We start from the raw sequence: 24,361 nt of genomic DNA, 5'->3' as shown, positions 1-24,361 counted from the left end.
CAAGTATTTTTAGATACGAAGAATCAAGAAAATGTTTCCAATTTTTGTATAATGCTGAATGTCCATTTTTATAAAAGTAATGACTTGGCTATGCTTACTCATTTAGAACAATTTCTACCCAACAATGAACCGAGCAGCTTACAAAGCTATCCTTTTTTCTGGATCTCGCAAGTGAATGGGAAATACACGCAGCTTATTGAAAAATCAATTAAAAAACTAGGCATCGACAATACTCGTCGTAAAATTATTTTAAGTACCAATGCGCTGCAACAAGCCAGTATTACCGAGATTGCCAACCTCTCTACCCTCAAGCTGACCACGGCGACCAAAGCCATTTATCGTCTGGTTGAAGATGATATCGTGCAGGTGTTCTCATCAGAGTTAGATGAACGCATCTCAATGGTGAAACTCACTGACAAAGGTAAAGAGATGGTTGAGCAAATTAACCAGATCAGTCAGGTCACTTTATCTGGGATTCTGAATGCCTTTGACGATGCTGAACTGCACCAGCTCAATGGTCAATTGAAAAAGCTATTTGATTTAATGCCCTCAAGTTAAGGCAACAACAAAAGCCCATGTCTATGCAGAGATGGGCAAAGCTTCGGATTAAGCCTGTTACTGATTTAAAATATTAAACGGCGGCTTCAGCTGATTTGCGGCAATCCGATCTGAAAAAGTATGCAAAACCTGTTGCTTATAGGCAGGAATATCGACCTGCTGATAGTCATAAAAGCCCTGCTGCTCCCGTAAACCATTGCGTTGCTGTCGCATATTCTCGGCAATAATTTCAGGTGTTCGATAACGATCACCTAACTCTTTTTGTAAATATTGCGAGGCATAGTACAGGATATCACCGCCACCCCAGTCAATAAATTCCAGTAAGCCCAATACCGAAAAGCGTAAACCAAAACCTGTCCGAATCGCGATATCAATATCCTCCGCCGAGGCTACACCTTCTTCCACCATCCGCGCCGCTTCATTCATTGCCAAGGCCTGAATCCGTGGCACGATATAGCCAGCTTTGGCATGACACACCACAGGGACTTTCCCAATCAACTGTAAAAAGCTTTTCAGTTGCGCAACCACGCGCTCAGAAGTTTGCTCTGAACGACTTAATTCCACCAAAGGAATCAGATAGGCAGGATTCAGCCAATGGGCATTGAGCACCCGTTCAGGCTGTGAAATCATCTCTGCAATATCAGTGACCAGAAAAGTAGAAGTGGTCGACGCCACAATACAATGAGGCGAAATGTATTGGTCTAACCAAGCAAAAATTTCCTGTTTGACTTGTTTCACTTCTGGCACGGCTTCCATTACAAGATCACAGTCTGCTAAGCGCTGTACAGAGCCAGCCCGACTCAGAATCGTAATCTGATCCAGAATAAAAAGTTGTTGTTCAGGCTGAATAAATTGAATCTGTTCAAGTAACCCTAACTCCTGCTGCAAATCAGCTTGAATCTGGCTCTGATATTGCCCGAACTCAACTTCACTGCGCGCTCTGGCATCAATCAAATCCACTTTCAGTCCTGCATAGGCAAAGGCTATCGCAATCGCTTTGCCCATTCGCCCAGCACCCAATACCGCAACTTGTTGAATTGTTCTCATCCTAGCCCCCTTGCTGCAAAATCATGTGCAACTCAGCTTTGCTTTTCTCTGCCAATCCCAGACTCTCAAAAGTCCGCCCATCCTGATACAAATCCTTACCTGTCACCGCAGAAGCAATATTCAGTAGCCCTTCTGCCACAGGTGTCGCAACACCCGCCCAACGACCTACAGATACTAAAAACGATAATCCTAAACGCGTATCTTCCAGCATATAACGATGTGACTGCAGGTCGATGTGTTCACGCCAGTCACCACTATCGGTTAATTTGCAATGTGCACCGCGTCCATACATCCATTCCTCACCTTCACCCTCTATGTTGTAGTGATCGGCTAAAGGGAAATGCGGTGCAGCATAGCCAAGTGCTTCCCGAACTTGCATACGTTCTGCATCCAACTGATTGGTGACACGGCGGATTGAGGGCTGTGTACCCTCATGGTGAATATCCCAAGCTTCAAAATGTTCCAGCGGTCCAGCATTCATTAGAATCAACGGTGGATGAATAATTGGCCCTGCATTCATCAAAGCACCACTGAGGCTGTCTTCAATCGGTTCAACACTTGGATAAGCCTGTTTGAGAACCTGAAATGCCTGTTCAGACAAGGCACTTGGAAAAACCCCAGTCGGTAAACGGGTCGCATAAGCACTGACCACGATCTGATTGACCCCATGCTTACGCACCAAATACGGTAAGGTTCCAGTTTCTGCAAATGCGACTTGGGCATTGTTACCGGCCTCTCGCATGGCTTTGGCAAAGATAAAGCTACCAAAGGTCGCTGGTGGTAAGTACACCACTTGTCCTGCTTGAAAAAACGGCGCCACCTGCTTGGCCAAGTCCTGATGCGTGGTGGCAGGTAAAGGAATAATGATCAGTTCGGCATGCTGAATGGCTGTTTCTAAATGATTGATAGCTTGATCTGGCTGTTTTCAAAGCCAACACTTACTGAGCGCTCACCCCGATAATCTTTGATCTTGAGTTCACCTGTTGCAGCTAATTGTTGCAAGGCTTCACGGTCACGACGCCATAACACCACCTCGTGGCCTTTTTCTGCCATCTCTACCGCTGCGGCATAACATCCGTGTCCACCACCGAGTACTGTAATTTTCATGTGCGTTCCTGCTGATTGATTTTCAATTCAGCATAGGACAGTCACAGCCTAAGGGCTTATCCAAATGCGCAAGCATTATTCCATTTACGCACGCATTTGACTGACTGGCACAGCATCCGTTTTTAAAGTATGCGAAGGTAAGCAGCCGTAGCGTTTTTTATATAGGCTGGAGAAATGTCCAAAACTTTGGATACCATGCTCCAGTAAAATATCGGTGACGGTTTCATCTGCCTGTGCATGCTGCAAAGCCCAATGCACCCGTTCCAAGCGTTGCTCACGGATATATTCCACTGGGCTTTGCTGTAGATACTGACTAAAGCCTTTTTGCAAGGTTCTTATCGACACCTCGCAATACTGACCGAGATCAGACAATGAAATGGCCTGTTGTACATGTTCCCGAATATATTGCTGTGCTCTTTTAATATAGCTTGGCAGCAGCTGTTGCCGTTGGGCATTCAAGCGTTCAGTATAATTATTCGGAATTTTCAACAAAATGAGTTCAATCAAATACTGGCTAAAACTGGCTGAAATAAAGCTCCAGTTCTGAATATGGTAATAGGCATGACAGAGATAATTCAGTGTTTCAATGATCGCATCCATCCCTTCCGCACTACATGACAAAGATGGATCAAAACGCAGGGGTTCTTGGCTACAATGCCCCAACATGTTAAACAACTGGGTCTCGATATCCTGCTGTGCCAGTTTTAAAATAATATTACGGCAATGCTGATTGGTAATGATCTGCTGTCGCGTATGCGGATGAGTCACTGACATCACCCCAACCGATTGCATGATTTTGTGCTGATCGAATCCAATCTGGCATTGTCCTTCCAGTGTGATTCGAAATAAATAAAAGTCGGCGCTATCTTCAATGTTGATCATGACGGGCGCACTATATTTCAGGTCATACAATGCACCACGACCAAAACTAAAACCGTTTAATCGAGTATTCAATGGCTCATGTGTCTCGACATCAAAGCGATGTGGGCAGAGGTAGTGACTGATTCGATCTTTAATGGTTTGATAATCATCAGATTTAAATAATAACAACTCATCCAGATAATGCAGATGATCCAATTTCAAAGTTGTTTGCATCATTTCACTCCCTTGTGATGAATCAACCAAAGCAAGCACAAAGCCCATTACCATGAATGGGCCTATGACCTACTCAGTGCAGCATCAAATCAAGATGCATGTTCCTGCTGCATACTGTCACTAAATGCCTGACAGCCTTTTTTCAATAGGATAAAGGCCAACACACAAGAAATCGTGCCCACAATCGACAGTGACATGCCGACCATGAGCGGATTTTCAAACACCTTATCGGTAATGAGTGCTACTAATGTGGTGCCAATCCCAACGGCAACCAGATTACTGATCAATAGGAATACCGCTGAGATTTGTGCGCGTAACTGGTTCGGCGCCAACATTTGCATGGCCGTGGTTGAAATCGGCATCGGGAATGAAGCAAAGAACATCGCAGGTACGAGGAAAACCACTGATAGCCATAGTTCATTGACTTGAGTAAAGATCATGATTGGTAAAATTAACCCGATAATGCCAATCACACCTGTAATCATCGGGGCATCCTTACGGCCTTTTTGAATAAACCAGTCATTCAGCCAGCCTGCACAAAACACACCCAGAATATTAGCCACCAATAACACACTGCCGAGCATATAACCCGCTTCGGTCGGTGTTAAACCAAACTTACGCATATAGAACGCAGGTGACCAACTGATCAGGCAATACAAGGCCATCGCGTAAAAAGTAAAACCTAAGTAATGACATTTGAAGGTACGACCATGCTTTTTAATAAACCTGAAGGCATCCTTCATACTAGTCTTTTCGACTTGTCCGACTGCATTGAGACGCTGACCTTTACGTTGTGGCTCTCTCACGGTGAGTAAAACCAATAGACCAATAAAGACACCCGGTAGACCCACAATAATAAAGGCCGCTTGCCATGCCTTAAGCGCACCAAAAACCGGAACCATGATGCTATCCATATTTTTCAGTAAGCCAATCACATAGCCACCGACTAGAAAAGCGATCCCGCCGCCGACAAAAGAACCAATTGAATATACCGCGACAGCACGCCCTAGCTTATCCTTACTAAACATATCGCTAAACATTGAATAGGCTGCTGGAGATAAAGCAGCTTCACCTACTCCGACGCCCATGCGACTTAAAAATAGTTGCAGAAAGTTTTTACTCAGACCACAGAATGCGGTTGCAATACTCCAAAACACCACCCCGATGGCAATAATTTTTGGACGGGAGAAACGATCTGCCAGATAGGCCAAGGGTAGGCCCATAAAGGCATAAAACAGGGAAAATGCCAAACCATGTAATAAACTAAACTGCGTATCTGAAAGTCCGAGATCTGCTTTAATCGGCTCGATCATCAGCGCCAGTATTTGCCGATCAATAAATGAAAAGATATAAGCCAGCATGCAGAGCAAAACCACATACCATGCATAGAGATTTGATTGAGCTGGTTTCAGCTCAGTTGAATGCGTATCCATTGTTCTTCCTTGTCCATGCCATTTTTCTAATCCATTTGCCTATTGAAAGTTCAGAAGACCAGTACTCATCCCCTGTTCTGGTCAATTTTCAACAAGCATTTACCTTCTCTTATGATTATTATTTTTACATGTAATTTTCCATAATATTTAAGGTATATAGTCATACCTTTTTTGAGCTATGGTTTTTGGCTATTATTTTCTGGCACTCAAAATACAATTTAAGCCTATGATAAAACAAATATTTCTTATATTATCTCGCTAAACTCCACTTTAGTTCTAGCCATTCAGTAAATAATTTAATTTAAAATTATATTGAATTTTACATTTATTTTTGGTTTAAAATAAACTCAGTATATTCTCAATGGAAATGAATATGGCCCTTGTAAAAGAACAAGCAATCGAAAGCATTCATAGCATGCACGTGCTGATTGAAAACATTTTTAGTGGCAAACATGCTGAACAAGACCTCCCCCGACTGATCGCCTATTTTGCTGATCATTTTGAAATGGTCGGTGCGGCAGGCAAGCGTATTTCACTCGAACAAGTAAAAGGCTTATTTGCCAATAATCAGGGCAAAATGCCCGATATCCAGATTGAAATCTATGACGAACAGGTCTTGATGCAAAAGCCCGATGCGATTGTGCTGACCTATACGGAAAAGCATACTAAAGCTTCTGGTGTTCTGATTCGACGCTCATGCGCACTCATTGAAGAGATTGATGGCAAAATGCTGTGGAGTTATCTGCAAGAAACCTTCTTGCCATAAAACCACGCCCTGCTTGTCGCAGCTGACTCAGTATGGCATCCAAACGCGGTACTGAGTCTTCAGCTCGATTATTGATTTAATTTTTGCATTAGCCATGCAATAAAATCATTCATTTTTTGATGGTGAATATTTTCTTTATTCGGGATGTAATAGCAGAGATCAGATTGAATTGACTGGGTCTGACATTGCTGGATCTGTTGCTGTTTCAGTAATCGGTTCGTCAAGGTACTAGAAGCAAATACCCAGCCATTTCCTGCCAATGCCTCCTGAATGCCAAATAGCTCTTGATCAAAGCTTTTCACCACAATCTTCGATAAGGCGATACCATTTTGCCTACACCATTGTTCTAAGGGCGGTGCGGCCAAAGCTTTATTTTTCCAAGCCGTGGTAAAAACAACAAGTGGCGCATCATTCGCGTTTAACAGATCGATCTGCTGTCTGCCGTATAGATTAAATGTTTCGTAGCGAATAATTTCAGATGCTGGAACAGCCTTGGTATTGCCCAAACGAATCGGTAAATGATAGAGCTGATTGTCTAATGCTTCCCCTGTGGAAACTTCAACCGAAAGCTCTGGACGATGTTCTGAAAATTCATGCAATGCCGGAATTAAAACCAGTGCTGCCAATGAAGAGGTGGTACTTATGCGAATCGCATGGCTGACCTGTCCCAGCTCATTTACAGCATCCTCAATTGTCCTGAATCCTGCAGAAATTTGCTTTGCTAATCTCTCTCCGACTTCTGTGAGTACAATTTTTCTGACTTCTCTGTGGAATAAATCCACATTGAACCGCGCTTCAAGATTCGCAATATGATGCGAAATTGCTGTCGGTGTCAGTGCAAGCTCTTCAGCCGCCAATTTAAAACTGCCTAAACGGGCAGTTGATTCAAATGCTTTTAATGCTGGTAATGAAACTTGCATTGTTCACTCCCCAAAACATATAGATGAAATAAAATCATCTATAACTGTAATTTACTCGTTTGTCGAGGGTGATTTTTAATTTCAAAATGAGTGCTTGTTTAACGCCTAAAGGTCATTTTAAATGAGCACAATATTACATATCGATGCCAGTATTCGTAACATAACCAATCCAAACCCAAGTCATAATTCTATTTCAAAGAATATTGCCCATCGCTTTATCCAGACTTGGGAAAAACATTCCCTTATAGATGAATATATCTATCGTGATATCGGTATTAATCCACCACCTTTTATTACTCAAGCCTGGATGGGAGCAGCATTTACACCAGAAGAAAAAAGAACCACTGAACAAAAGGAACTCTTAACACTTTCAGATCAACTGATTGCTGAAATTGTCGTGGCTAACCTGATTGTCATTTCCTCACCAATGTACAACTATGGCATGCCTGCTCAGTTAAAAGCATGGTTTGATCAAATCGCCCGAGTGAATAAGACCTTTGATTTTGATCTTTCGCGGGGTGATTTCCCATTACAGCCGCTTTTATCAGGCAAAACGCTGGTCATTATTAGCTCTAGTGGGGAATTCGGTTTTGAAAAAGGTGGGATTAGAGAACAAATGAGTCATCTGGTTCCACACCTATATACAGTCAGCAAATATTTAGGTGTAGAAAAAATCTATGAAATTGCAGCTGAATATCAGGAATTTGCCGATGATCGGCATCTAAAGTCCGTAGCAAATGCTTATCTACAGGCTGAAGAGCTGGCTTTGCAACTCAGCCATTTTTCACATAAAACAGTCGAATTGAAGAAAGCCATTCATACTTAATCTGCTTAGTGCTCCCTCATAAGGATTTGATTTTGAAGAATAAGAAATCCCATTCCACCTTATTCTTCTTAACTCAATTAAGCTCAACTACAGCAGACGCTAATGATAGAAAAATTCATCATCTGGATGGCACAGCAAAGCCAAAAGCATTTACATGAACTATAAATACTTATGTCATTGTTCCGCTAGAATCAAAACTGTAAAGTGATGTTGTCAATTGCCTTCAGCACAAACATATTTTCTCCTAAAGTATAATGTAGACTCACTGCTCTGACTAAGCAAAATCAACTTAGTCACCCAATCAAGAAAGACAGGATAGATCGTTTTATGGAAAAACCAATCGTATGCCCTAAATGTGGTTCGACTGAAATTGAAACACGCAATCATGACAAATTACTGAGAACAACAGGTGGCGTGTTACTGATGGCCGCAGGAACAACGGCTGGGACTGTTGGTGGTGCAGCAAGTGGTGCTTCTGTTGGCGCAGCGATTGGCACCGTTGCTGGTCCTTTAGGTGTAATTGTTGGTGGAACGGTTGGAACCTTTGTCGGTGCGATCAGCGCAGGCATTACTGGTGGTGTGGTGGGTAATATTTTTGGGAAAAAGGCAGGCGTCATGGTCGACAAGAATATTTTTCAGGATTATCGCTGCCTGAAATGTAACTATCGTTTTAAACAAAAGAAATAATCTGCCCACTTCAATTCAGGTCTGGAAAATACGTTTTTCAGACCTTTTCCAAAACCTAAGCAAACCCTATTCCCTGTATCGACACTACTCAGATCAGCTAAAATGGATCGTTCAAGCATTTCTACGATAAAAAAAATCCCAAACTCTTGGGGAAGAGTATGGGACTACGATATTAACTATCGCGAATAGTGTTATTTATATCACACATTTAATTGAAAAATACAGAATAAGTCACAAAAACAACACATAACTGTCTACCCAACAGTTGAAGATGAGTGAGCCAGACTACATCTAATGCGAGAATTTGCATCTTTAATGTTATTTTAAAGCATTGGTTTTGTGTTCCTGCATCGGGCTTTCATAAGTCGTTTGAGCAATCGGTGATACACGCCAAACCGTATTCCCAACATCATCAGCCACTAAAAGCGCACCCGAAAAATCGATTGCGACACCAACGGGTCGTCCATAGGCTTGTCCTTTGTCACTTAAAAAACCTGTCAACACATCTTGCGGATCGCCAGCAGGTTGACCACTTCTAAACGGCACAAAAATCACCTTATAGCCACTATGCGGTTTACGGTTCCATGAACCATGTTGACCAATGAATGCCCCACCTCGATACTGTGGCATCAATTCAGTCGCATAAAATGCTAAACCTAAAGATGCGGTATGATTTCCCAAGGCATAATCTGGTTTAAGTGCATGGGCTACCCTCTCAGGATTTTGTGGTTTTACCCGTGTATCGATATGCTGCCCATAATAACTATAGGGCCAACCATAGAATCCACCATCTTTGACTGAGGTCATATAGTCTGGTACTAAATCATTGCCCAATTCATCACGCTCATTCACAACCGTCCAAAGCTGGCCGCCTTGAGGTTGCCAGCCCATACCATTCGGGTTACGCAAGCCTGTGGCAAAAGGTCGTGCTTTAGCCGTTGCAATATCAAACTCCAGAATCTGTGCTCTGCCAACCTCTTTGTCTAATCCGTTCTCGGCCACATTGCTATTTGAACCCACCGAAATATATAGCTTTGTCCCTGCTGGATTTGCAATTACATTTTTGGTCCAATGATGATTGAGTTTGCCCGCAGGAAGATCCAAGACTTTTGTGCCCTGCGCCGTAATCTTAGTTACACCATCCTGATAAGGAAAACGCAGGAGTGCATCAGTATTCGCCACGTAAAGTGCATTGCCAACCAAAGCCATCCCAAAAGGAGAATTCAAATTCTCCAGAAAGATGCTATTGGTATCTGCAATCCCATCACCATTGGTATCACGCAGTAAACGAATACGATTGGCGCTTGGAAAGGATGCTCCTGCGCGTTGCATCACCTTTTTCGCAATTTTGCCACGAATCCCTTTGCTATCATCCGGCTTAGGCGGTGCGTCAGTTTCAGCCACCAACACATCACCATTCGGTAATACATAGAGCCAACGTGGATGATCAAGTCCTTGAGCAAAAGGCTGAACTTTTAAACCTTCTGCTGGCGTCGGCATCACACCCTTCGGCCAACCTTTAGCTGGGGCAATATTGACGGTCGGCACTAAACTCGATTGAGGTTCTGGTAATACCGGTTGAGGGCCATAACTGGCGGTAATGGGAGACTGAGATGATGGGGTACACCCTGAAAAAGTCAGCACAAGACTTGAAGCTAAAATAGAATAGATACATCGAATCAACATTATCAATTGTCCTTTTTTTTTATCACATACACCAGATTAATTCGATGTAAGATAGAGAAACAGTAGATTTGCTTAACAGATTGTTTCTTAGGTAAATCAACGATATTCTTTACCTTCATACATGTATTCCTTCCAATTTACCATCATCCAACGTTAGAGGAAAAAATATCAATATTATTTTAAGACCACTGCAATATTCAGAAATTGACCTGATCTGGCAACAGATTAGTCGACGCGAATTGATTACCCAAAACTACGTAAAACAGTCTCTGCAATTAGAAGACTGCTTTTATGACGTACAACAATGGGATGATTACCATCTCCAATACGATCCGCCTAAATTAAAACAGCTCTATCAGCAAAAAGCCGAATTGATGGGCGCTTTTGATCTAAATGGACAAATGCTGGGGATCTCTGCGGTCTCGAATCAAATCATTCATGACTATCCAGATGCCAAACTATTGTATTACTTTTATGTCGATGCCGATCATCAAGGTCAAGGGATCGGTACACAGCTAATGCAAGCTGCAAAAACATCTGCAAATTGCCTCGGGGCGAAGCAGCTATATATTTCAGCAACACCCAGCAAGAGAACCGTTGATTTTTATATGAAATACGGCGCTAAACTGTTAGACCATCCAGATCAGCAGTTATGGCAATTGGAGCCCGAAGATATTCATTTGCTTTGTGAAATCTAGGTCAAATAAAACTCAATGAATAGCCCTTACTCATTGAGTTTTCATATTTTATTAAGTCTTTAAGGCACGTGCTTCTGCAATATTATGCTGCTCTACCAACGTCCGAATGGTATATTCATGATTGGTTTTCTGGTCACAGGCAAACTCACATTTTTGATCCAACGGCAAAGCGCTGCCACCAAGTAGTGGACAGCCTGCAAACAACTCCGCGACCCAATCAACAAAGACTCTGACTTTTTGAGATAAATGACGACTCTGTAAATACACCACAGAAATCGGCATTGGCGCAGGCGTCCATTTTGGTAATACTTCCTTTAAAGTTCCCGCCTCAAAATGATTGGTCAGCATATAGCGTGGACCCTGAATTAAGCCAAAGCCTTGTAAGGCCAAGTCGATATAAGCATCGCCATCATTGACAGACACCTGTCCGTTAACACTGACACTCTGGATCAGGTCGTCGACCACAAAATCCCAATCAAAATTACGTCCTGTACGACTGGAGAAGAAATGAATGGCTTGGTGATTTTTTTGTAAATCTTCAAGGGTCTTCGGTTCACCATATTTTTCTAAATAACATGCCGATGCGGCTGTTGCACACTGAAACGTGCCAATACGGCGGGCAATCAAACTCGAGTCCTGTAACTCGCCCACCCGAATCGCGCAATCCACTGCCTCACCAACCAAGTCTACAGGCCGATCATTCATACCTATGACTAAATCAATATCAGGATAACGTTGATGAAACTCTCTTAACCTTGGAATTAAAATCAAACGACCAATCGAGACAGGCACATCAATCCTTAGACGCCCTCTTGGGCCTCGCTCCTCATCATGAAAGGACGCCTCAATATCTTCAACATCCGCCAGAATTCTCAGACTACGGTCATAATAGACCGCACCATCAGGGGTTAAACTGAGCTTACGCGTGGTTCGATTCAGTAAGCGAACTTGTAAATGTTTTTCTAAAGCCTGAATGGTGGTGGTCACCGAAGCACGTGGTAGCCCCAGACTGTCGGCAGCCAGACTAAAGCTGTTGGTTTCAACCACTTTATTGAAGACTCTCATTGCATGAAATAGATCCACACGCCCACTCCTCATTGCTGCATTTTTCAGTTTCACACAACAATTATTATAAAAATACGAATAGTGTTATCAAATTTAGTATATTTATTCGTAATTGACAAACTTTTATGCTCCTTTCATTCCATAAACCTGTTTCTCCCATACAGACCAAAACAAAAAGTCTGAAAACAGGGATTCAAATAACCAGGAGCATCCCATGTCACTTTCTCGCAAACAGCTGACGCTGTCTGCCGTCATTCTTGCTATTTTTGTAACGGGTGGCAGTTTTATTCTCTTCCAAGAAAATGCAGATGCGAAAGCTATTCCAACCGCCAGTGCACCACCTGCTGCAACCGTTGATGTCGCCAGTGTGATCAGTCAGACCATCACCGACTGGCAAGAATATTCAGGGCGGCTTGAAGCCATTGATCAAGTTGATGTTCGACCCCAAGTTTCCGGTAAACTGATTGCCGTTCACTTCAAAGATGGTAGCTTGGTCAACAAAGGAGATTTATTATTCACCATTGACCCACGTCCTTTTGAAGCCGAGCTGAATCGGGCTAAAGCGCAACTGGCTTCTGCGGAAGCACAAGTCACTTACTCTTCAGCAAATTTGGGCCGTAACCAGCGCTTAATTCAAAGTAACGCGATTGCCCATCAAGAGCTTGATCAAGCGGAAAATGAAGCACGTTCAGCCAATGCCAACTTGCAAGCCGCTAAAGCCGCTGTCGAAACTGCCCGTTTAAATCTGGAATATACTCGTATTACCGCCCCTGTCAGTGGACGTATTTCCCGTGCCGAAGTCACAGTGGGTAATGTGGTTTCCGCAGGCAATGGCGCCCAAGTCCTCACCAGTTTGGTTTCGGTGTCACGTCTGTATGCGTCTTTCGATGTTGATGAACAAACTTATCTAAAATACATCAGCAATCAACGCAATTCAGCGCAAGTTCCTGTCTATTTAGGTCTTGCCAATGAATCTGGTTTTAGCCGTGAAGGTTATATCAGTTCCATCGACAATAATTTAAATACCACCTCAGGCACCATTCGTGTTCGTGCCACCTTTGATAACCCCAAAGGTGTGATGCTCCCTGGACTGTATGCCCGTATTCGTCTTGGCGGTGGACAACCTCGCGCAGCAATTCTGATTAGTCCAACGGCAATTGGTGTCGATCAGGACAAGCGTTTTGTGGTGGTGGTCGATGCGAAAAACCAAACCGCATATCGTGAAGTAAAACTCGGCGCGCAACAAGACGGCCTACAAATCATCAATAGCGGTCTGCAAGTGGGTGATCGCATCGTAGTCAATGGGTTGCAACGTATCCGTCCGGGCGATGCTGTCAATCCACATCTCGTGCCTATGCCGAATCCTCAAATCGCTGCCGATAACACTGCACAACAACCTCAGCCTACAGATAAAACTCCAACTTCGGCAAAAGGTTAATTCACATGAATATTTCTAAATTTTTTATTGATCGCCCGATCTTTGCTGGGGTGCTGTCCGTCCTGATTCTACTGGCGGGCTTACTCTCTGTTTTCCAACTGCCGATTTCTGAATACCCCGAAGTGGTGCCCCCCTCTGTCGTGGTACGTGCCCAATATCCGGGTGCCAATCCCAAAGTGATTGCTGAAACGGTTGCTTCGCCTTTGGAGGAATCCATCAATGGTGTAGAGAACATGCTGTATATGCAGTCTCAGGCCAACAGCGATGGCAACCTGACCATTACTGTCAATTTCAAGCTTGGCATTGATCCCGACAAAGCCCAGCAACTGGTTCAGAATCGGGTTTCTCAAGCACTGCCGCGTTTGCCCGAAGATGTACAACGTCTCGGTGTGACCACGCTAAAAAGCTCACCAACCTTGACCATGGTGGTGCATCTGACCTCACCCGATAATCGTTATGACATGACTTACTTGCGTAACTATGCCGTACTCAATGTCAAAGACCGTCTGGCACGCCTGCAAGGTGTGGGTGAAGTCGGCCTGTTTGGTTCGGGTGACTATGCCATGCGCGTATGGTTAGATCCACAAAAGGTGGCACAACGCAATCTCACTGCCACTGAAATCGTCAATGCGATTCGTGAACAGAATATTCAGGTTGCCGCAGGAACCATTGGTGCAGCGCCGAACAATTCACCTTTACAGCTCTCGGTGAATGCGCAAGGTCGTTTAAGTACCGAACAGGAATTTGCCGATATTGTTTTAAAAACAGCTGCGGATGGTGCGGTAACACGATTGGGTGATGTCGCGCGTGTTGAACTGGCCGCTTCACAATATGGCTTGCGTTCATTACTGGACAATAAACAGGCCGTGGCGATTCCAATTTTCCAAGCTCCGGGTGCCAATGCCTTACAGGTCTCTGACCAAGTACGTAGCACCATGGCGGAACTGTCCAAAGATTTTCCAACCTCAATTAAATACGACATCGTTTACGACCCGACCCAATTCGTACGCTCAAGTATCAAAGCGGTGATTCATACCCTGCTTGAAGCGATTGCACTGGTGGTTGTGGTGGTGATCCTGTTCTTACAAACATGGCGTGCCTCAATCATTCCTTTACTGGCCGTGCCTGTTTCCATCATTGGTACTTTCGCCTTGATGCTGGCCTTTGGTTATTCCATCAATGCCCTGTCACTGTTCGGGATGGTACTCGCCATCGGGATTGTGGTCGATGACGCCATCGTGGTGGTGGAGAACGTCGAAAGGAATATTGAAGCAGGACTCAGTCCAAGAGATGCCACCTACCGTGCCATGCGTGAAGTCAGTGGACCAATTATTGCCATTGCTTTAACACTGGTTGCCGTGTTCGTCCCTCTCGCTTTTATGACAGGGTTAACTGGGCAATTCTATAAACAGTTCGCCATGACCATTGCCATCTCCACCGTGATTTCGGCCTTCAACTCACTCACCTTGTCTCCTGCTTTGGCCGCCATGTTGCTGAAAGGCCATGATGCCAAACCAGACTTCCTGACTCGCGTGATGAACCGTGTCTTCGGACGCTTCTTTGCCCTGTTTAACCGCGTATTCTCACGTGCATCGGATCAATATGGTCGTGGTGTCAGTCGGGTGATTTCCCATAAAGCCTCAGCGATGGGTGTTTATGCAGCTTTACTTGGGTTAACGATTGGTATTTCTTATATCGTTCCGGGTGGCTTTGTGCCTGCACAAGATAAGCAATACCTGATTAGCTTTGCCCAATTACCCAATGGTGCCTCACTAGATCGAACCGAAACCGTGATTCGTAAAATGAGTGATGCCGCACTGAAACAACCCGGTGTAGAAAGTGCGGTGGCCTTCCCTGGTTTATCGATTAATGGCTTTACTAACAGCTCCAGCGCAGGGATCGTCTTTGTCACTTTAAAACCATTTGCGCAACGTAAAGCAGCCGATCTATCTGCCAATGCCATTGCTGGTGCTTTGAATCAGAAATACGCCGCGATTCAAGATGCTTATATTGCAGTATTCCCGCCACCACCGGTGATGGGTCTCGGCACCATGGGCGGCTTTAAACTGCAGCTCGAAGATCGCGGTGCTTTAGGCTATGCCGAGTTAAATAACGCAGCCCAATCCTTTATGAAGGCAGCACAATCTGCACCTGAATTGGGACCGATGTTCTCCAGTTATCAAATCAATGTACCGCAACTGAATGTTGATCTGGATCGGGTCAAAGCCAAGCAGCAAGGCGTTGCGGTGACCGATGTATTTAGCACCATGCAGATTTACCTCGGTTCACAATATGTGAATGACTTTAACCGCTTTGGTCGTGTCTATCAGGTACGTGCCCAAGCCGATGCACCATTCCGTGCCAATCCTGAAGATATTTTACAGCTTAAAACCCGTAACAATGCAGGACAAATGGTACCGCTGTCTTCTCTGGTCAATGTCACTCAAACCTATGGTCCAGAAATGGTGGTGCGCTATAACGGCTATACCGCAGCGGATATTAATGGTGGCCCTGCACCGGGTTATTCATCCAGTCAAGCCGAAGCTGCAGTTGAGCGGATTGCCGCTGAAACCTTGCCACGTGGGGTGAAATTTGAATGGACTGACCTGACCTATCAAAAGATCTTGGCCGGTAATGCCGGATTGTGGGTGTTCCCGATCAGTGTATTGCTAGTGTTCTTGGTTTTGGCAGCGCAATATGAAAGCCTGACCTTACCATTGGCTGTGATTTTAATTGTACCAATGGGTATCTTGGCGGCACTGACCGGGGTTTGGCTCACAGGCGGTGATAACAACATCTTTACCCAGATTGGCTTGATGGTACTGGTCGGACTGGCCTGTAAGAATGCCATCTTGATCGTGGAATTTGCCCGAGAACTGGAAATGCAGGGCGCGACTGCATTCAATGCTGCAGTTGAAGCCAGCCGTTTACGTCTGCGTCCGATCTTGATGACTTCAATCGCCTTCATTATGGGTGTGGTTCCACTGGTCACATCAACAGGCGCAGGTGCTGAAATGCGCCATGCCATGGGCGTTGCGGTGTTCTTTGGCATGATTGGGGTGACCTTCTTTGGTTTATTCCTGACCCCTGCCTTCTATGTGTTGATTCGTACCCTGAACAGCAAACATAAACTGCATTCGGCAGCGGTGCATGAAGCACCACTGCACAGTTCACACGATCACTGAGGAGCAGGATATGACAGGATTCAAACCACACTGGATACTCTCCTCACTAATGGGAAGCCTGCTGCTTGCAGGCTGCTCATTGGCACCTGAATATCAGCCGGCCAAGGTGATTATTCCACTGCAATTTAAAGAAGCGGATGCCCAATTGAATGATTCCAACTGGAGCGTCGCACAACCTTCCGATGCGCAGTCTCGCGGTGAATGGTGGCGGATTTTTAATGATCCGCAATTGAATGATCTGGAACAACAGGCCATTGCCGGTAACCAGAATTTAAAGGTCGCAGTAGCCAATATTCAGGCATCACGCGCCCTGAGGTCTGCTGCACAAGCTGAACACCTACCCAGTATTGGCGCAGGTTTTGGCCCGACCCGTCAGAAGCCCTCACCTGCGTCTTTAGGACTTGATTCGGATGCATCCACATCTGCACGTACCTTATGGCGGGCACAAGCCAATGTCTCCTATGAACTGGATCTATTTGGACGGATTGCCAGTAGTGTCAATGCAGCAACGGCTGATGTACAGCAACAGGAAGCCTTGTATCATTCTGCACTGTTAGCATTGCAAGCCGATGTTGCTCAAGCTTATTTTCTGATTCGTCAATTCGATGCCGAACAAGCCATCTATACACAAAATATCAAGCTGCTCACGGAAACACGCAATTTGATTCAAGCACGCTATCGCAATGGCTTAGTTAGTGATCTAGACGTTTCACGTGCGCAAACGGAACTCTCGACCGCGCAAAGCAATGCACTCAGCATTGCACGAAGTCGAGCCAATACCGAACACGCATTGGCGGTATTACTTGGTAAACCCCCTGCTGATTTCAGCTTAGCGATTCAACCATTGTCTGCTACTGCGATTCGCCTGCCTGCGGGTTTACCGTCGACGCTGCTTGAACGTCGTCCTGACATTGCTGCCGCAGAACGCGCGATGGCAGCCAATAATGCACGCATCGGTATTGCCCGTGCTGCCTTTTTCCCCAAACTGGATCTCACTGGTGCGCTGGGTTATGAATCAGCAAGTTTAGGAGATTTGGGTAAATGGTCGAGTCGAACTTTTTTACTCGGCCCTGTTGCGGGCACAATTTTGTCTTTACCACTCTTTGACGGCGGACAACGTAAGGCAGGGGTTGCTCAGGCACGTGCAGGCTATGAACAAAGTGTCGCCAATTATCGACAGACCGTGCTGAATGCTTTCCGTGAGGTTGAAAATGGTTTGTCTGATCAGCGTATTCTGGATCAGCAAATACAGGCTCAGGGTCAAGCACTTGCCTCATCCCAACATGCCAATCAGCTCTCACATTTGCGTTATCGTGAAGGGAGTATCAGCTATCTGGATGTGATTGATTCTGATCGGAGTATCTTGCAGCAGGAGCAATTGGCTGCACAGCTTCATGGTAGTCGAATGATTGCCAGTGTGGATCTGATTCGTGCTTTAGGTGGTGGTTGGCATACAGGACAAGCGGAGTTGGCACGGCAATAATGTACATTTAAAATAGATTAGTGCAAAAAATTAAAGCCTCATCATGTATGGGGCTTTTTTTTTAAACTTAAAATTTAATCTTGTTCATTTATTATCTTTCATCATTATCTGGATGATTAATTCTATCCCATATTTTTCCATCAAATCGAATCAATTGCTTATAGCTCAGTACCCAAAGAACTCCATCTTTTTCCTCAACAGAGATGACTCCTTGTATATCACTTAACTCAGGAACAATGGAATACTCAGAATCTGCATATACATATAGTCCCTGCTCTGAAGCTATATATATAGCCTCTTGATAAAATGCTGCATTATAAAAAGTTGAATTTATACTTATATTTTTTAGATTTTTAAATCCATCGTCTATATTGCCTTTCAAAAGTGTGCCGTACTGTCCTGAAATTAAGATATTTTTTCCATCTGGGCATAACGTAATACAATACAAGGCTGATGGTGTGATTCGGTTGACTTCTAGCCAATTACTACCATTAAAGAAAGCAATAAATCCATCTTCTTTTTGTGTCCCACATACATATAAAGCATTGTTATTAAATCCATTTATATCATAAAAGCATCGATTAAAATCTAAATCACTTTCATATTCTAAAAAGGATAAATCCTGATTTTTCAATTCAATAGGGTCTTCTTCCAGTCCTACTCCAATAGATTTCCATTCATTCTGCTTATTCTTATAGACTTGACTTCCATCTCCACAAGCATAAAGATCACCATTAATTACACGGATATGATTAAATTTCCCATAAACTTTTTCTTCTAATTTATATCTAATTTCTTGATGCTCATTATTGCTTTGTTGAAATATTCCTACATCCCCCTCTTGATCAAGCGATATAATGGATGGTTCGCCCTCTCTACTTTGGTAAGCAACTGAAATAACTTTCCATCCTTCCAAATCCAAACATGACCAGTTTTGCTGTTCAAAATGTTTATAAATTATTGTTTTACTAAAGCAATCCCATGTATCCAATTCATCAATATTTGCTGATAAACAGAATCTATGGGCACTAATAGCGCATCCTGAAGTAAATGTAATAGGATTTTTCATATATTTGATCTAATAAATATAACCATTACTCACCATCGAATTGCCAATATACTTCGCCCCAATCAGTGACTAATTGAGGGAAAAAATCACCTTGTCTAAAATAATCTCTTGAATTAGGTTTCGCAACCGTATACCAGTATCCTGACTTAGGACATTTTTCATTAGCACTAACAGTTAAAGATATTTTCTGGTATTCTTTATTATCAGGATGATCAAAAATCTTCCAAGAAACCCCATCATATCTGCCCACAAGCTTATTCGTAAAAATCCATAAAATATTTTCAGTACAATCCACTTTAAATACAAGATTACTATCAATCTCCTCATGAACATTAACTTTGGTAATTTCATTTTCATGAAATTTATATAGACCACATGCTGAACCGATATAAACTACGCCATTAAATTCAGTTAAAGAATAGAAATCATCTTTTATACTTAAGTTTGTTTTACGGCTAAAATCAGTATTATCATTAATTTCTATTAAATTCCCATATGTTCCACATACAATTAATTTACCATCTTCTTTCAAAAGAATTGAATATAGTGTAGCAGGTGTAACTTTTTTCAATATATTCCATTGATTACCATCATAATTAGCAATTAGCCCATTATCTCCAATACGACCTACACAGAAATAATTACCATCCACCTCACATATATCAATAACAGAAATATCATCTTCATGATCAAGCGAATCAAAATCTAACGCCTGATTATCATTAATATTTAAACCACTTGAGATGTCAGACCACTTAAAATCATTAACATAAACCTGACCATCATATCCACAAGCAAATAACTTGCCATTTTGAAATTTTATTTTAGAGAGATAACCACGATCGTTACTCCACTCTTGATTTAAACCAGCTCCATCTATATGTTTAAATTTACTATTTTCACCATCAAACTCCTCAATCTCACCTTCATCACTTAATGCAACTAACTTTTTATTATTTTCAACATTATAGAAACATACATCCACTACAATAAAATTAACATCATGATAATACCATCCTTGCCCATTATCTTCAGTATAATCATACATAAACAATCGACTAAATTGCTGATTATCATCAAATTTATCCAATGAGCTCGATACATATACCATATCATCTGAGATAGCACATGCTGCGTTGAAAGTTACAGATGATATCTGCGTCATAGTTTTTTCCCACCTTGTTTTGTATTGGAAGCTGGTTTAAAAATATTTGAGTCTATTGACATTTTTCCAGTTGGATCAGCTGTAACTTTAAAATCACGCTCTATATCATTTTTTAGAAAATATAAAATGACATAAAAAAAGCCCTTTCGGGTTTTAATCATCTTTTCCTAGACCTTGCTCATCTACAAACTTGCCAATATCTAACATCATCCTTGGTGTATCTAAAGATGCTAAGAATTGTAGATGTGAAATGATTGGCAGCTTGCGCACATTCTCTAGTTTAGCTTCCCCACCTAGAATCAAAGCGGGTTCAAAACCAAACATTTCATTCGGTTTCAGTACACCGTACTTTTTAACAGCCCGATCGAATAAAGGCTTGTTTTTGTAATCATCTATATCCAATGAGTCTTTATCTTTTGATGAAAGAAATATCTTGATAAGTAAGTCTTCCTCACCTTGTTCCATTTTTTCCATTTTTGGAAAAATTTGTGAAGTCGTCGCCGAAATAGTAAAGCATCGACCATGAATTGTTCCCCATACACTTAAATCCCCAAAAGCTGTACGAGCAATCACAAAATATTCTTCATGAGGCGGTAAATCAATATTTTCTAACCATGCATCCAAAACATCTTGGTAGTCTTCTGGGTTAACCAACCAGAATAATCCATTCCCCCAACCTGAAAAACCAAAAGCTCTCCAATACTCAAGCAATTGATTTGGTAGTTTACCTTGATACTTTTTCAGAGTTTCTTCTGATACAGGCTCTACACAAACTGGCGGTCCAAAACCTTCGTCATGATAAAAAATTTCAAAATTTTCATCCATTATAAACTCACTCATTTCTTACACCTTTCCAATTTTGCATTCATCCAATATAGATAAAGGAAAGCCCTTCTGGGCTTTCCTTTATCTTTTCTTATTTCTCGACTCATCAAAATGGATTAGGTAGTACCACAACACCACCATCATCTCGTGATATTAATTTCCAAACTGCTGGTTTGCTATCTAACTCTCCATTGTCCCAATCATACTCAGCTTCTTCAGGAAATTCTTGGCCTTGGGTTAGATGCTGCTCTATCCCGTCAAAATCAAATGGAGTCCATATTCCACTGTAAGGAACGATCCGATCTTCATTGCTATATTCCCCTAAAATCGGCAATAAATCTTCTTTGATTCCATCAAAGTCAAAGACACCTTTAGAGAAATTTGTGTTATCCCATCTTCGAATCCAATAATAGACCTGTGACAATGAATAACGTGGCCCACGATATGCCGTGTGCATAGCATCTGTCGGCATATCTGTACGTACTGCTTTACACAATTGATTAACGACAACATAGCTTAATGGCAATGGTTTACTTTTATTGCCTAAACGAGGTAACTCTCCAGCTTTAATAACCATACAGCCATTTATTTCTGTTAGCTCTAGATCCGGAACATTTTTTAAAGTAGTTTCATAGAAGGGTTGATTAATAAGTTTATCTTTTAAGTTTTTTCCAATAAAAGTATACCAATTAATACTACGAGTACCTGTTTCCCAATCTAAAGTGAAAAAACTAGGGCCGTCAGGCGTAATTCCCCAATATTGCCGTGTTACTCCATACTCATAAAATTGATAAGGATGGCGATCATGAGGTAATTGAATACTTAAACCCGCATAGCCATGTAAGACTTCCAGGTTTTGAATTAAGTAACTGATCCATGAATAGAACTCTGCTCTTCCATTTTCTTCATATACAAGAGAAATGGGAAAATTAAATTCCATATATGAGCAACCATAATTATCTCTAGCCGTGCCTATACTAAGTACATAGCTCCCAGATACTTGACCAGATTCTGCAGTCGTAAGATGCCATTCTAAAACATTTGTATCTAGTGCTTTTTTATAAGCTGATTGATAGCTTTTATCTGTAAATTCAACAAAACCATTACTTTTAAATGCAGCAAAATGTGATTTCAGCGGATACGCATTTTTAAATTTATCAATGATATTTAGTGCTTTTTTCTTTCCTTCCTCATTACCACCATTTAAGTAGTAAAGTTGTATAGTTAAGGACAATTGAGCTAAAGCCTGATCACCCTTATCTAACATTAACAATTCACGTTCAGCTTCTTTTATTTGTTGAATAAGCTCTTTCTCAGAAGGATATTGTTTTTCAACTAAATGCATAATCTTTCCTAATATCCCTCAGATGATTCAGATATTTTTTTTAGGTCATATGCAAATAAAGAAAAGGAATCATTTTTTAACTCTCTGGATATTTTTATTTGATAATTATCAAAAGTGACTAAGAAAGTATCATTCGTAGGCAGGTTGGTGTCTTCATTAAATGTACTGTTTATATATTTAATCTTAATATCTTTTTTTAGAAACTCATCGAAACTGCCCTTTGTTTCAAAAAAAGCATAAAGTTTAGGGTAGTTATTATTGAATCTTTCAACTCCATCACTTATCACACTAGCAAGTTGGAAATCTCTTTCAAGAGGAATTGGATTAGGATTATATATTTGATAATCATTGATTTTTATATATCCTTTTTTAATCCATTGACTAGCATCAATTTTTCGCTGCCCAAAAGGGAAGTTTGGTTCACTTTCATCAAGTTGGGTAAACTTTATGATCATTTCATAATTCATTTTATAATTCCAATAAAAGCCAAGACCAATGGCACAGAAAAAAAGCACAATAAAACAGATCAATTTTTTATTTTGCTTTAAAGCAATACGTTTGTAAGCCATGTTTCAATCCCGTTGGTGTTGCGCCTGAAGTTGGTAAATGCCATGCTCCTAAAGGCATGATAGGGCCATCATCCCCTTGTGCATTATGATCTCTAGTTACGATGGCATCAAACCTCTCTTTCAATAGATCATAATTTGGTGGCTATTCATAGCAGCCACAGATTCGTGCGAGTTTGAAAGTGCATAATCAATAGCTTGTTGTTTAAATTCTGGACTAAAGCGTTTAGCCATTTTTACATCTCCAAAGTTAACGTTACGTTATCTTTAGAGGGAATCATTGTCCATTATTTTGGCTAGGATCAAAATGTAAAAAACCATCCAAATAAGGATGGTTTTTTCTCAACTGATTAAATTATTTTTCACCATCCCAATACCAATATACCTCTCCCCAATCTAATTCAGTAAGGGTTGGAAAAATGTCATTTTGTTTGAAGTATTGTCGTGAATCTGGTTGAGCTGGTGTTTTCCAATAGCCAGTTTGTGGACATAGTTGTCCACCTTGCACACTAATTTTAAGCTGTTTTCTTTCCTGTTGATCAACCTGTTCAATAGCTTTATTAAATGATGCATTCTCTCCATATAACATCTTCCCTAAGCCCTCCAGATCTGTTTTATAGACTTGGGTAAACTCTTTGAGTATCGACATATGAACATGAATATCAAGTTTTTTTAGATTTTTTAATGAAGCACTACCACCAAGTATTAAGGCAGGTTCAAAGCCCAATACTTCATTACTAGCGAGAGGACCATATTTTTTTACAGCACGTTCAAATAGAGGTTTGAGATTGTCATCTTTTTTGTCAAATTCATCTACATCAGAAAAAGCAAAGAAGTTTCTAACAATTTCATTGCTTGTATGCTTTTTATCATTAAAGCCAACGCTATTCTGAAATACTTGACCATTTGAAATATTTAAATCATATTTTTGCCAATTTTTTTCCCCCCATAAATAAAGCTCTCCGAATGCTGATCTAGCAATCACATGCCAAACATCCTCATCCAAAATATCAGTACTTTCTAGCCAGTGATAAATGTCCTCTGCATAATCTTCTGGATTGGTAATCCAAAACAATCCTTCTTTAAAGCTACAAAAGCCAACTTCTTTCCAATATTCTAATAATTGGTCAGGAAGTTTCCCTTTATATTTCTTTAGAATATCTTCTGTTACTGCAATTACTTGCTGTGGTTGCCCAAATTTTTCTAAAAAATATTCAAAGTCTTCATCACTCATTTTCCCTCCGAATTAGCGCAATGTTTTAACTAAAAATCTATCAAATTTTTCCATACACGCTTATGGATCTTTGCTTTACCTAACTTTTAAAAATATGAGCAAAACAAAAATGCCCTTTTGGTCATTTAATTATTTCTCACCATCCCAATACCAATATACTTCT

At 41.7% G+C, this 24,361-nt stretch carries 21 protein-coding genes and 1 pseudogene; 8 read left to right on the top strand and 14 right to left on the bottom strand.

Annotated elements, in window-relative coordinates:
* The first annotated feature begins 90 nt into the window (after positions 1-90).
* Complete coding sequence (locus Aba26S_RS15205; protein WP_043973177.1) at positions 91-558, top strand: MarR family winged helix-turn-helix transcriptional regulator; 468 nt, start codon at positions 91-93, stop codon at positions 556-558.
* Positions 559-615: 57 nt separating this feature from the next.
* Here Aba26S_RS15205 and Aba26S_RS15200 read toward each other — a convergent pair whose 3' ends face one another.
* From Aba26S_RS15200 to Aba26S_RS15185, 4 genes and pseudogenes are all read right to left on the bottom strand, one after another.
* Positions 616-1,605 carry a 3-hydroxybutyryl-CoA dehydrogenase gene (locus Aba26S_RS15200; protein ID WP_043973149.1) on the bottom strand — a complete coding sequence of 330 codons (990 nt, stop codon included), beginning with the start codon at positions 1,603-1,605 and terminating at the stop codon, positions 616-618.
* A 1-nt stretch (position 1,606) separates the two neighbouring features.
* Positions 1,607-2,712, bottom strand: a pseudogene (locus tag Aba26S_RS15195) (NAD/NADP octopine/nopaline dehydrogenase family protein).
* Positions 2,713-2,796: 84 nt separating this feature from the next.
* Positions 2,797-3,807, bottom strand: a complete 1,011-nt coding sequence (locus tag Aba26S_RS15190; RefSeq protein ID WP_043973175.1) for an AraC family transcriptional regulator — start codon at positions 3,805-3,807, stop codon at positions 2,797-2,799.
* Between the two features lie 89 nt (positions 3,808-3,896).
* Positions 3,897-5,240, bottom strand: coding sequence for an MFS transporter (locus Aba26S_RS15185; protein ID WP_043973147.1), 1,344 nt, complete (start codon positions 5,238-5,240; stop codon positions 3,897-3,899).
* 373 nt (positions 5,241-5,613) lie between these two features.
* Here Aba26S_RS15185 and Aba26S_RS15180 point away from each other — a divergent pair, with 373 nt between their 5' ends.
* Positions 5,614-6,006, top strand: coding sequence for a hypothetical protein (locus Aba26S_RS15180; RefSeq protein ID WP_005273595.1), 393 nt, complete (start codon positions 5,614-5,616; stop codon positions 6,004-6,006).
* A 68-nt stretch (positions 6,007-6,074) separates the two neighbouring features.
* On the opposite strand, the gene Aba26S_RS15175 is transcribed toward Aba26S_RS15180, so the two are convergent.
* On the bottom strand, positions 6,075-6,926 hold the full coding sequence (locus Aba26S_RS15175; RefSeq protein WP_043973144.1) for a LysR family transcriptional regulator: 852 nt from the start codon (positions 6,924-6,926) through the stop codon (positions 6,075-6,077).
* A 121-nt stretch (positions 6,927-7,047) separates the two neighbouring features.
* On the opposite strand from Aba26S_RS15175, the gene Aba26S_RS15170 reads away from it, so the two are divergent.
* Positions 7,048-7,752, top strand: coding sequence for an FMN-dependent NADH-azoreductase (locus tag Aba26S_RS15170; RefSeq protein ID WP_043973143.1), 705 nt, complete (start codon positions 7,048-7,050; stop codon positions 7,750-7,752).
* A gap of 327 nt (positions 7,753-8,079) precedes the next feature.
* Entirely contained in the window at positions 8,080-8,439 is a 360-nt protein-coding gene (locus Aba26S_RS15165) for a hypothetical protein (RefSeq protein WP_005239008.1), read from the top strand.
* Positions 8,440-8,757: 318 nt separating this feature from the next.
* Here the strand turns inward: Aba26S_RS15165 and Aba26S_RS15160 are convergent, their stop codons facing one another.
* The gene (locus Aba26S_RS15160) at positions 8,758-10,125 is read right to left on the bottom strand and encodes a sorbosone dehydrogenase family protein (protein WP_043973141.1); all 1,368 of its coding nucleotides are present in this window, start codon (positions 10,123-10,125) and stop codon (positions 8,758-8,760) included.
* A gap of 173 nt (positions 10,126-10,298) precedes the next feature.
* Here Aba26S_RS15160 and Aba26S_RS15155 point away from each other — a divergent pair, with 173 nt between their 5' ends.
* A complete protein-coding gene (locus Aba26S_RS15155; protein WP_096911063.1) occupies positions 10,299-10,823 on the top strand; it encodes a GNAT family N-acetyltransferase in 525 nt (174 codons plus the stop codon).
* A gap of 51 nt (positions 10,824-10,874) precedes the next feature.
* Here the strand turns inward: Aba26S_RS15155 and Aba26S_RS15150 are convergent, their stop codons facing one another.
* Complete coding sequence (locus Aba26S_RS15150) at positions 10,875-11,906, bottom strand: LysR family transcriptional regulator (protein ID WP_043973136.1); 1,032 nt, start codon at positions 11,904-11,906, stop codon at positions 10,875-10,877.
* Positions 11,907-12,102: 196 nt separating this feature from the next.
* On the opposite strand from Aba26S_RS15150, the gene Aba26S_RS15145 reads away from it, so the two are divergent.
* The 3 genes from Aba26S_RS15145 to Aba26S_RS15135 are packed head-to-tail and all read left to right on the top strand — an operon-like array spanning position 12,103 to position 17,994.
* Positions 12,103-13,326: an efflux RND transporter periplasmic adaptor subunit gene (locus tag Aba26S_RS15145; RefSeq protein ID WP_043973134.1), complete on the top strand. Its 1,224-nt coding sequence runs from the start codon at positions 12,103-12,105 to the stop codon at positions 13,324-13,326.
* 5 nt (positions 13,327-13,331) lie between these two features.
* Entirely contained in the window at positions 13,332-16,511 is a 3,180-nt protein-coding gene (adeG, locus tag Aba26S_RS15140) for a multidrug efflux RND transporter permease subunit AdeG (RefSeq protein WP_043973130.1), read from the top strand.
* 10 nt (positions 16,512-16,521) lie between these two features.
* Complete coding sequence (locus Aba26S_RS15135; protein ID WP_043973129.1) at positions 16,522-17,994, top strand: efflux transporter outer membrane subunit; 1,473 nt, start codon at positions 16,522-16,524, stop codon at positions 17,992-17,994.
* A 91-nt stretch (positions 17,995-18,085) separates the two neighbouring features.
* On the opposite strand, the gene Aba26S_RS15130 is transcribed toward Aba26S_RS15135, so the two are convergent.
* The 7 genes from Aba26S_RS15130 to Aba26S_RS15100 all read right to left on the bottom strand — a co-directional run bounded on the left by Aba26S_RS15130 (position 18,086) and on the right by Aba26S_RS15100 (position 24,198).
* Positions 18,086-19,063 carry a hypothetical protein gene (locus Aba26S_RS15130; RefSeq protein ID WP_043973126.1) on the bottom strand — a complete coding sequence of 326 codons (978 nt, stop codon included), beginning with the start codon at positions 19,061-19,063 and terminating at the stop codon, positions 18,086-18,088.
* A 25-nt stretch (positions 19,064-19,088) separates the two neighbouring features.
* Positions 19,089-20,228, bottom strand: coding sequence for a hypothetical protein (locus Aba26S_RS15125; RefSeq protein WP_227541440.1), 1,140 nt, complete (start codon positions 20,226-20,228; stop codon positions 19,089-19,091).
* A complete protein-coding gene (locus Aba26S_RS15120; protein WP_155522862.1) occupies positions 20,225-20,389 on the bottom strand; it encodes a hypothetical protein in 165 nt (54 codons plus the stop codon). Before Aba26S_RS15120 ends, Aba26S_RS15125 begins: the two co-directional genes overlap by 4 nt.
* A complete protein-coding gene (locus Aba26S_RS15115; protein ID WP_043973124.1) occupies positions 20,382-21,068 on the bottom strand; it encodes a GAD-like domain-containing protein in 687 nt (228 codons plus the stop codon). The genes Aba26S_RS15120 and Aba26S_RS15115 overlap by 8 nt, the downstream gene beginning before the upstream one ends.
* 91 nt (positions 21,069-21,159) lie before the next feature.
* Positions 21,160-22,398, bottom strand: coding sequence for a type VI immunity family protein (locus Aba26S_RS15110; protein WP_043973123.1), 1,239 nt, complete (start codon positions 22,396-22,398; stop codon positions 21,160-21,162).
* Positions 22,399-22,406: 8 nt separating this feature from the next.
* Positions 22,407-22,967, bottom strand: a complete 561-nt coding sequence (locus Aba26S_RS15105) for a hypothetical protein (RefSeq protein ID WP_043973121.1) — start codon at positions 22,965-22,967, stop codon at positions 22,407-22,409.
* Positions 22,968-23,319: 352 nt separating this feature from the next.
* The gene (locus tag Aba26S_RS15100) at positions 23,320-24,198 is read right to left on the bottom strand and encodes a type VI secretion system immunity protein, TaeI family (RefSeq protein WP_043973119.1); all 879 of its coding nucleotides are present in this window, start codon (positions 24,196-24,198) and stop codon (positions 23,320-23,322) included.
* Positions 24,199-24,361 lie beyond the last annotated feature (163 nt).

The sequence above is a fragment of the Acinetobacter sp. NBRC 110496 genome (assembly GCF_000876115.1).
Taxonomy (GTDB): domain Bacteria; phylum Pseudomonadota; class Gammaproteobacteria; order Pseudomonadales; family Moraxellaceae; genus Acinetobacter.
This window is presented reverse-complemented; position numbering and strand designations above follow the sequence as displayed.

Coding starts and splice junctions, on each gene's coding strand:
- Aba26S_RS15205 (WP_043973177.1), top strand. CDS start 91: ATGCTTACTCATTTAGAACAATTTCTACCCAACAATGAACCGAGCAGC.
- Aba26S_RS15185 (WP_043973147.1), bottom strand. CDS start 5,240: ATGGATACGCATTCAACTGAGCTGAAACCAGCTCAATCAAATCTCTAT.
- Aba26S_RS15180 (WP_005273595.1), top strand. CDS start 5,614: ATGGCCCTTGTAAAAGAACAAGCAATCGAAAGCATTCATAGCATGCAC.
- adeG (WP_043973130.1), top strand. CDS start 13,332: ATGAATATTTCTAAATTTTTTATTGATCGCCCGATCTTTGCTGGGGTG.
- Aba26S_RS15115 (WP_043973124.1), bottom strand. CDS start 21,068: ATGAGTGAGTTTATAATGGATGAAAATTTTGAAATTTTTTATCATGAC.
- Aba26S_RS15175 (WP_043973144.1), bottom strand. CDS start 6,926: ATGCAAGTTTCATTACCAGCATTAAAAGCATTTGAATCAACTGCCCGT.
- Aba26S_RS15135 (WP_043973129.1), top strand. CDS start 16,522: ATGACAGGATTCAAACCACACTGGATACTCTCCTCACTAATGGGAAGC.
- Aba26S_RS15165 (WP_005239008.1), top strand. CDS start 8,080: ATGGAAAAACCAATCGTATGCCCTAAATGTGGTTCGACTGAAATTGAA.
- Aba26S_RS15145 (WP_043973134.1), top strand. CDS start 12,103: ATGTCACTTTCTCGCAAACAGCTGACGCTGTCTGCCGTCATTCTTGCT.
- Aba26S_RS15160 (WP_043973141.1), bottom strand. CDS start 10,125: ATGTTGATTCGATGTATCTATTCTATTTTAGCTTCAAGTCTTGTGCTG.
- Aba26S_RS15170 (WP_043973143.1), top strand. CDS start 7,048: ATGAGCACAATATTACATATCGATGCCAGTATTCGTAACATAACCAAT.
- Aba26S_RS15200 (WP_043973149.1), bottom strand. CDS start 1,605: ATGAGAACAATTCAACAAGTTGCGGTATTGGGTGCTGGGCGAATGGGC.
- Aba26S_RS15125 (WP_227541440.1), bottom strand. CDS start 20,228: ATGACGCAGATATCATCTGTAACTTTCAACGCAGCATGTGCTATCTCA.
- Aba26S_RS15100 (WP_043973119.1), bottom strand. CDS start 24,198: ATGAGTGATGAAGACTTTGAATATTTTTTAGAAAAATTTGGGCAACCA.
- Aba26S_RS15130 (WP_043973126.1), bottom strand. CDS start 19,063: ATGAAAAATCCTATTACATTTACTTCAGGATGCGCTATTAGTGCCCAT.
- Aba26S_RS15190 (WP_043973175.1), bottom strand. CDS start 3,807: ATGCAAACAACTTTGAAATTGGATCATCTGCATTATCTGGATGAGTTG.
- Aba26S_RS15105 (WP_043973121.1), bottom strand. CDS start 22,967: ATGGCTTACAAACGTATTGCTTTAAAGCAAAATAAAAAATTGATCTGT.
- Aba26S_RS15120 (WP_155522862.1), bottom strand. CDS start 20,389: ATGATTAAAACCCGAAAGGGCTTTTTTTATGTCATTTTATATTTTCTA.
- Aba26S_RS15110 (WP_043973123.1), bottom strand. CDS start 22,398: ATGCATTTAGTTGAAAAACAATATCCTTCTGAGAAAGAGCTTATTCAA.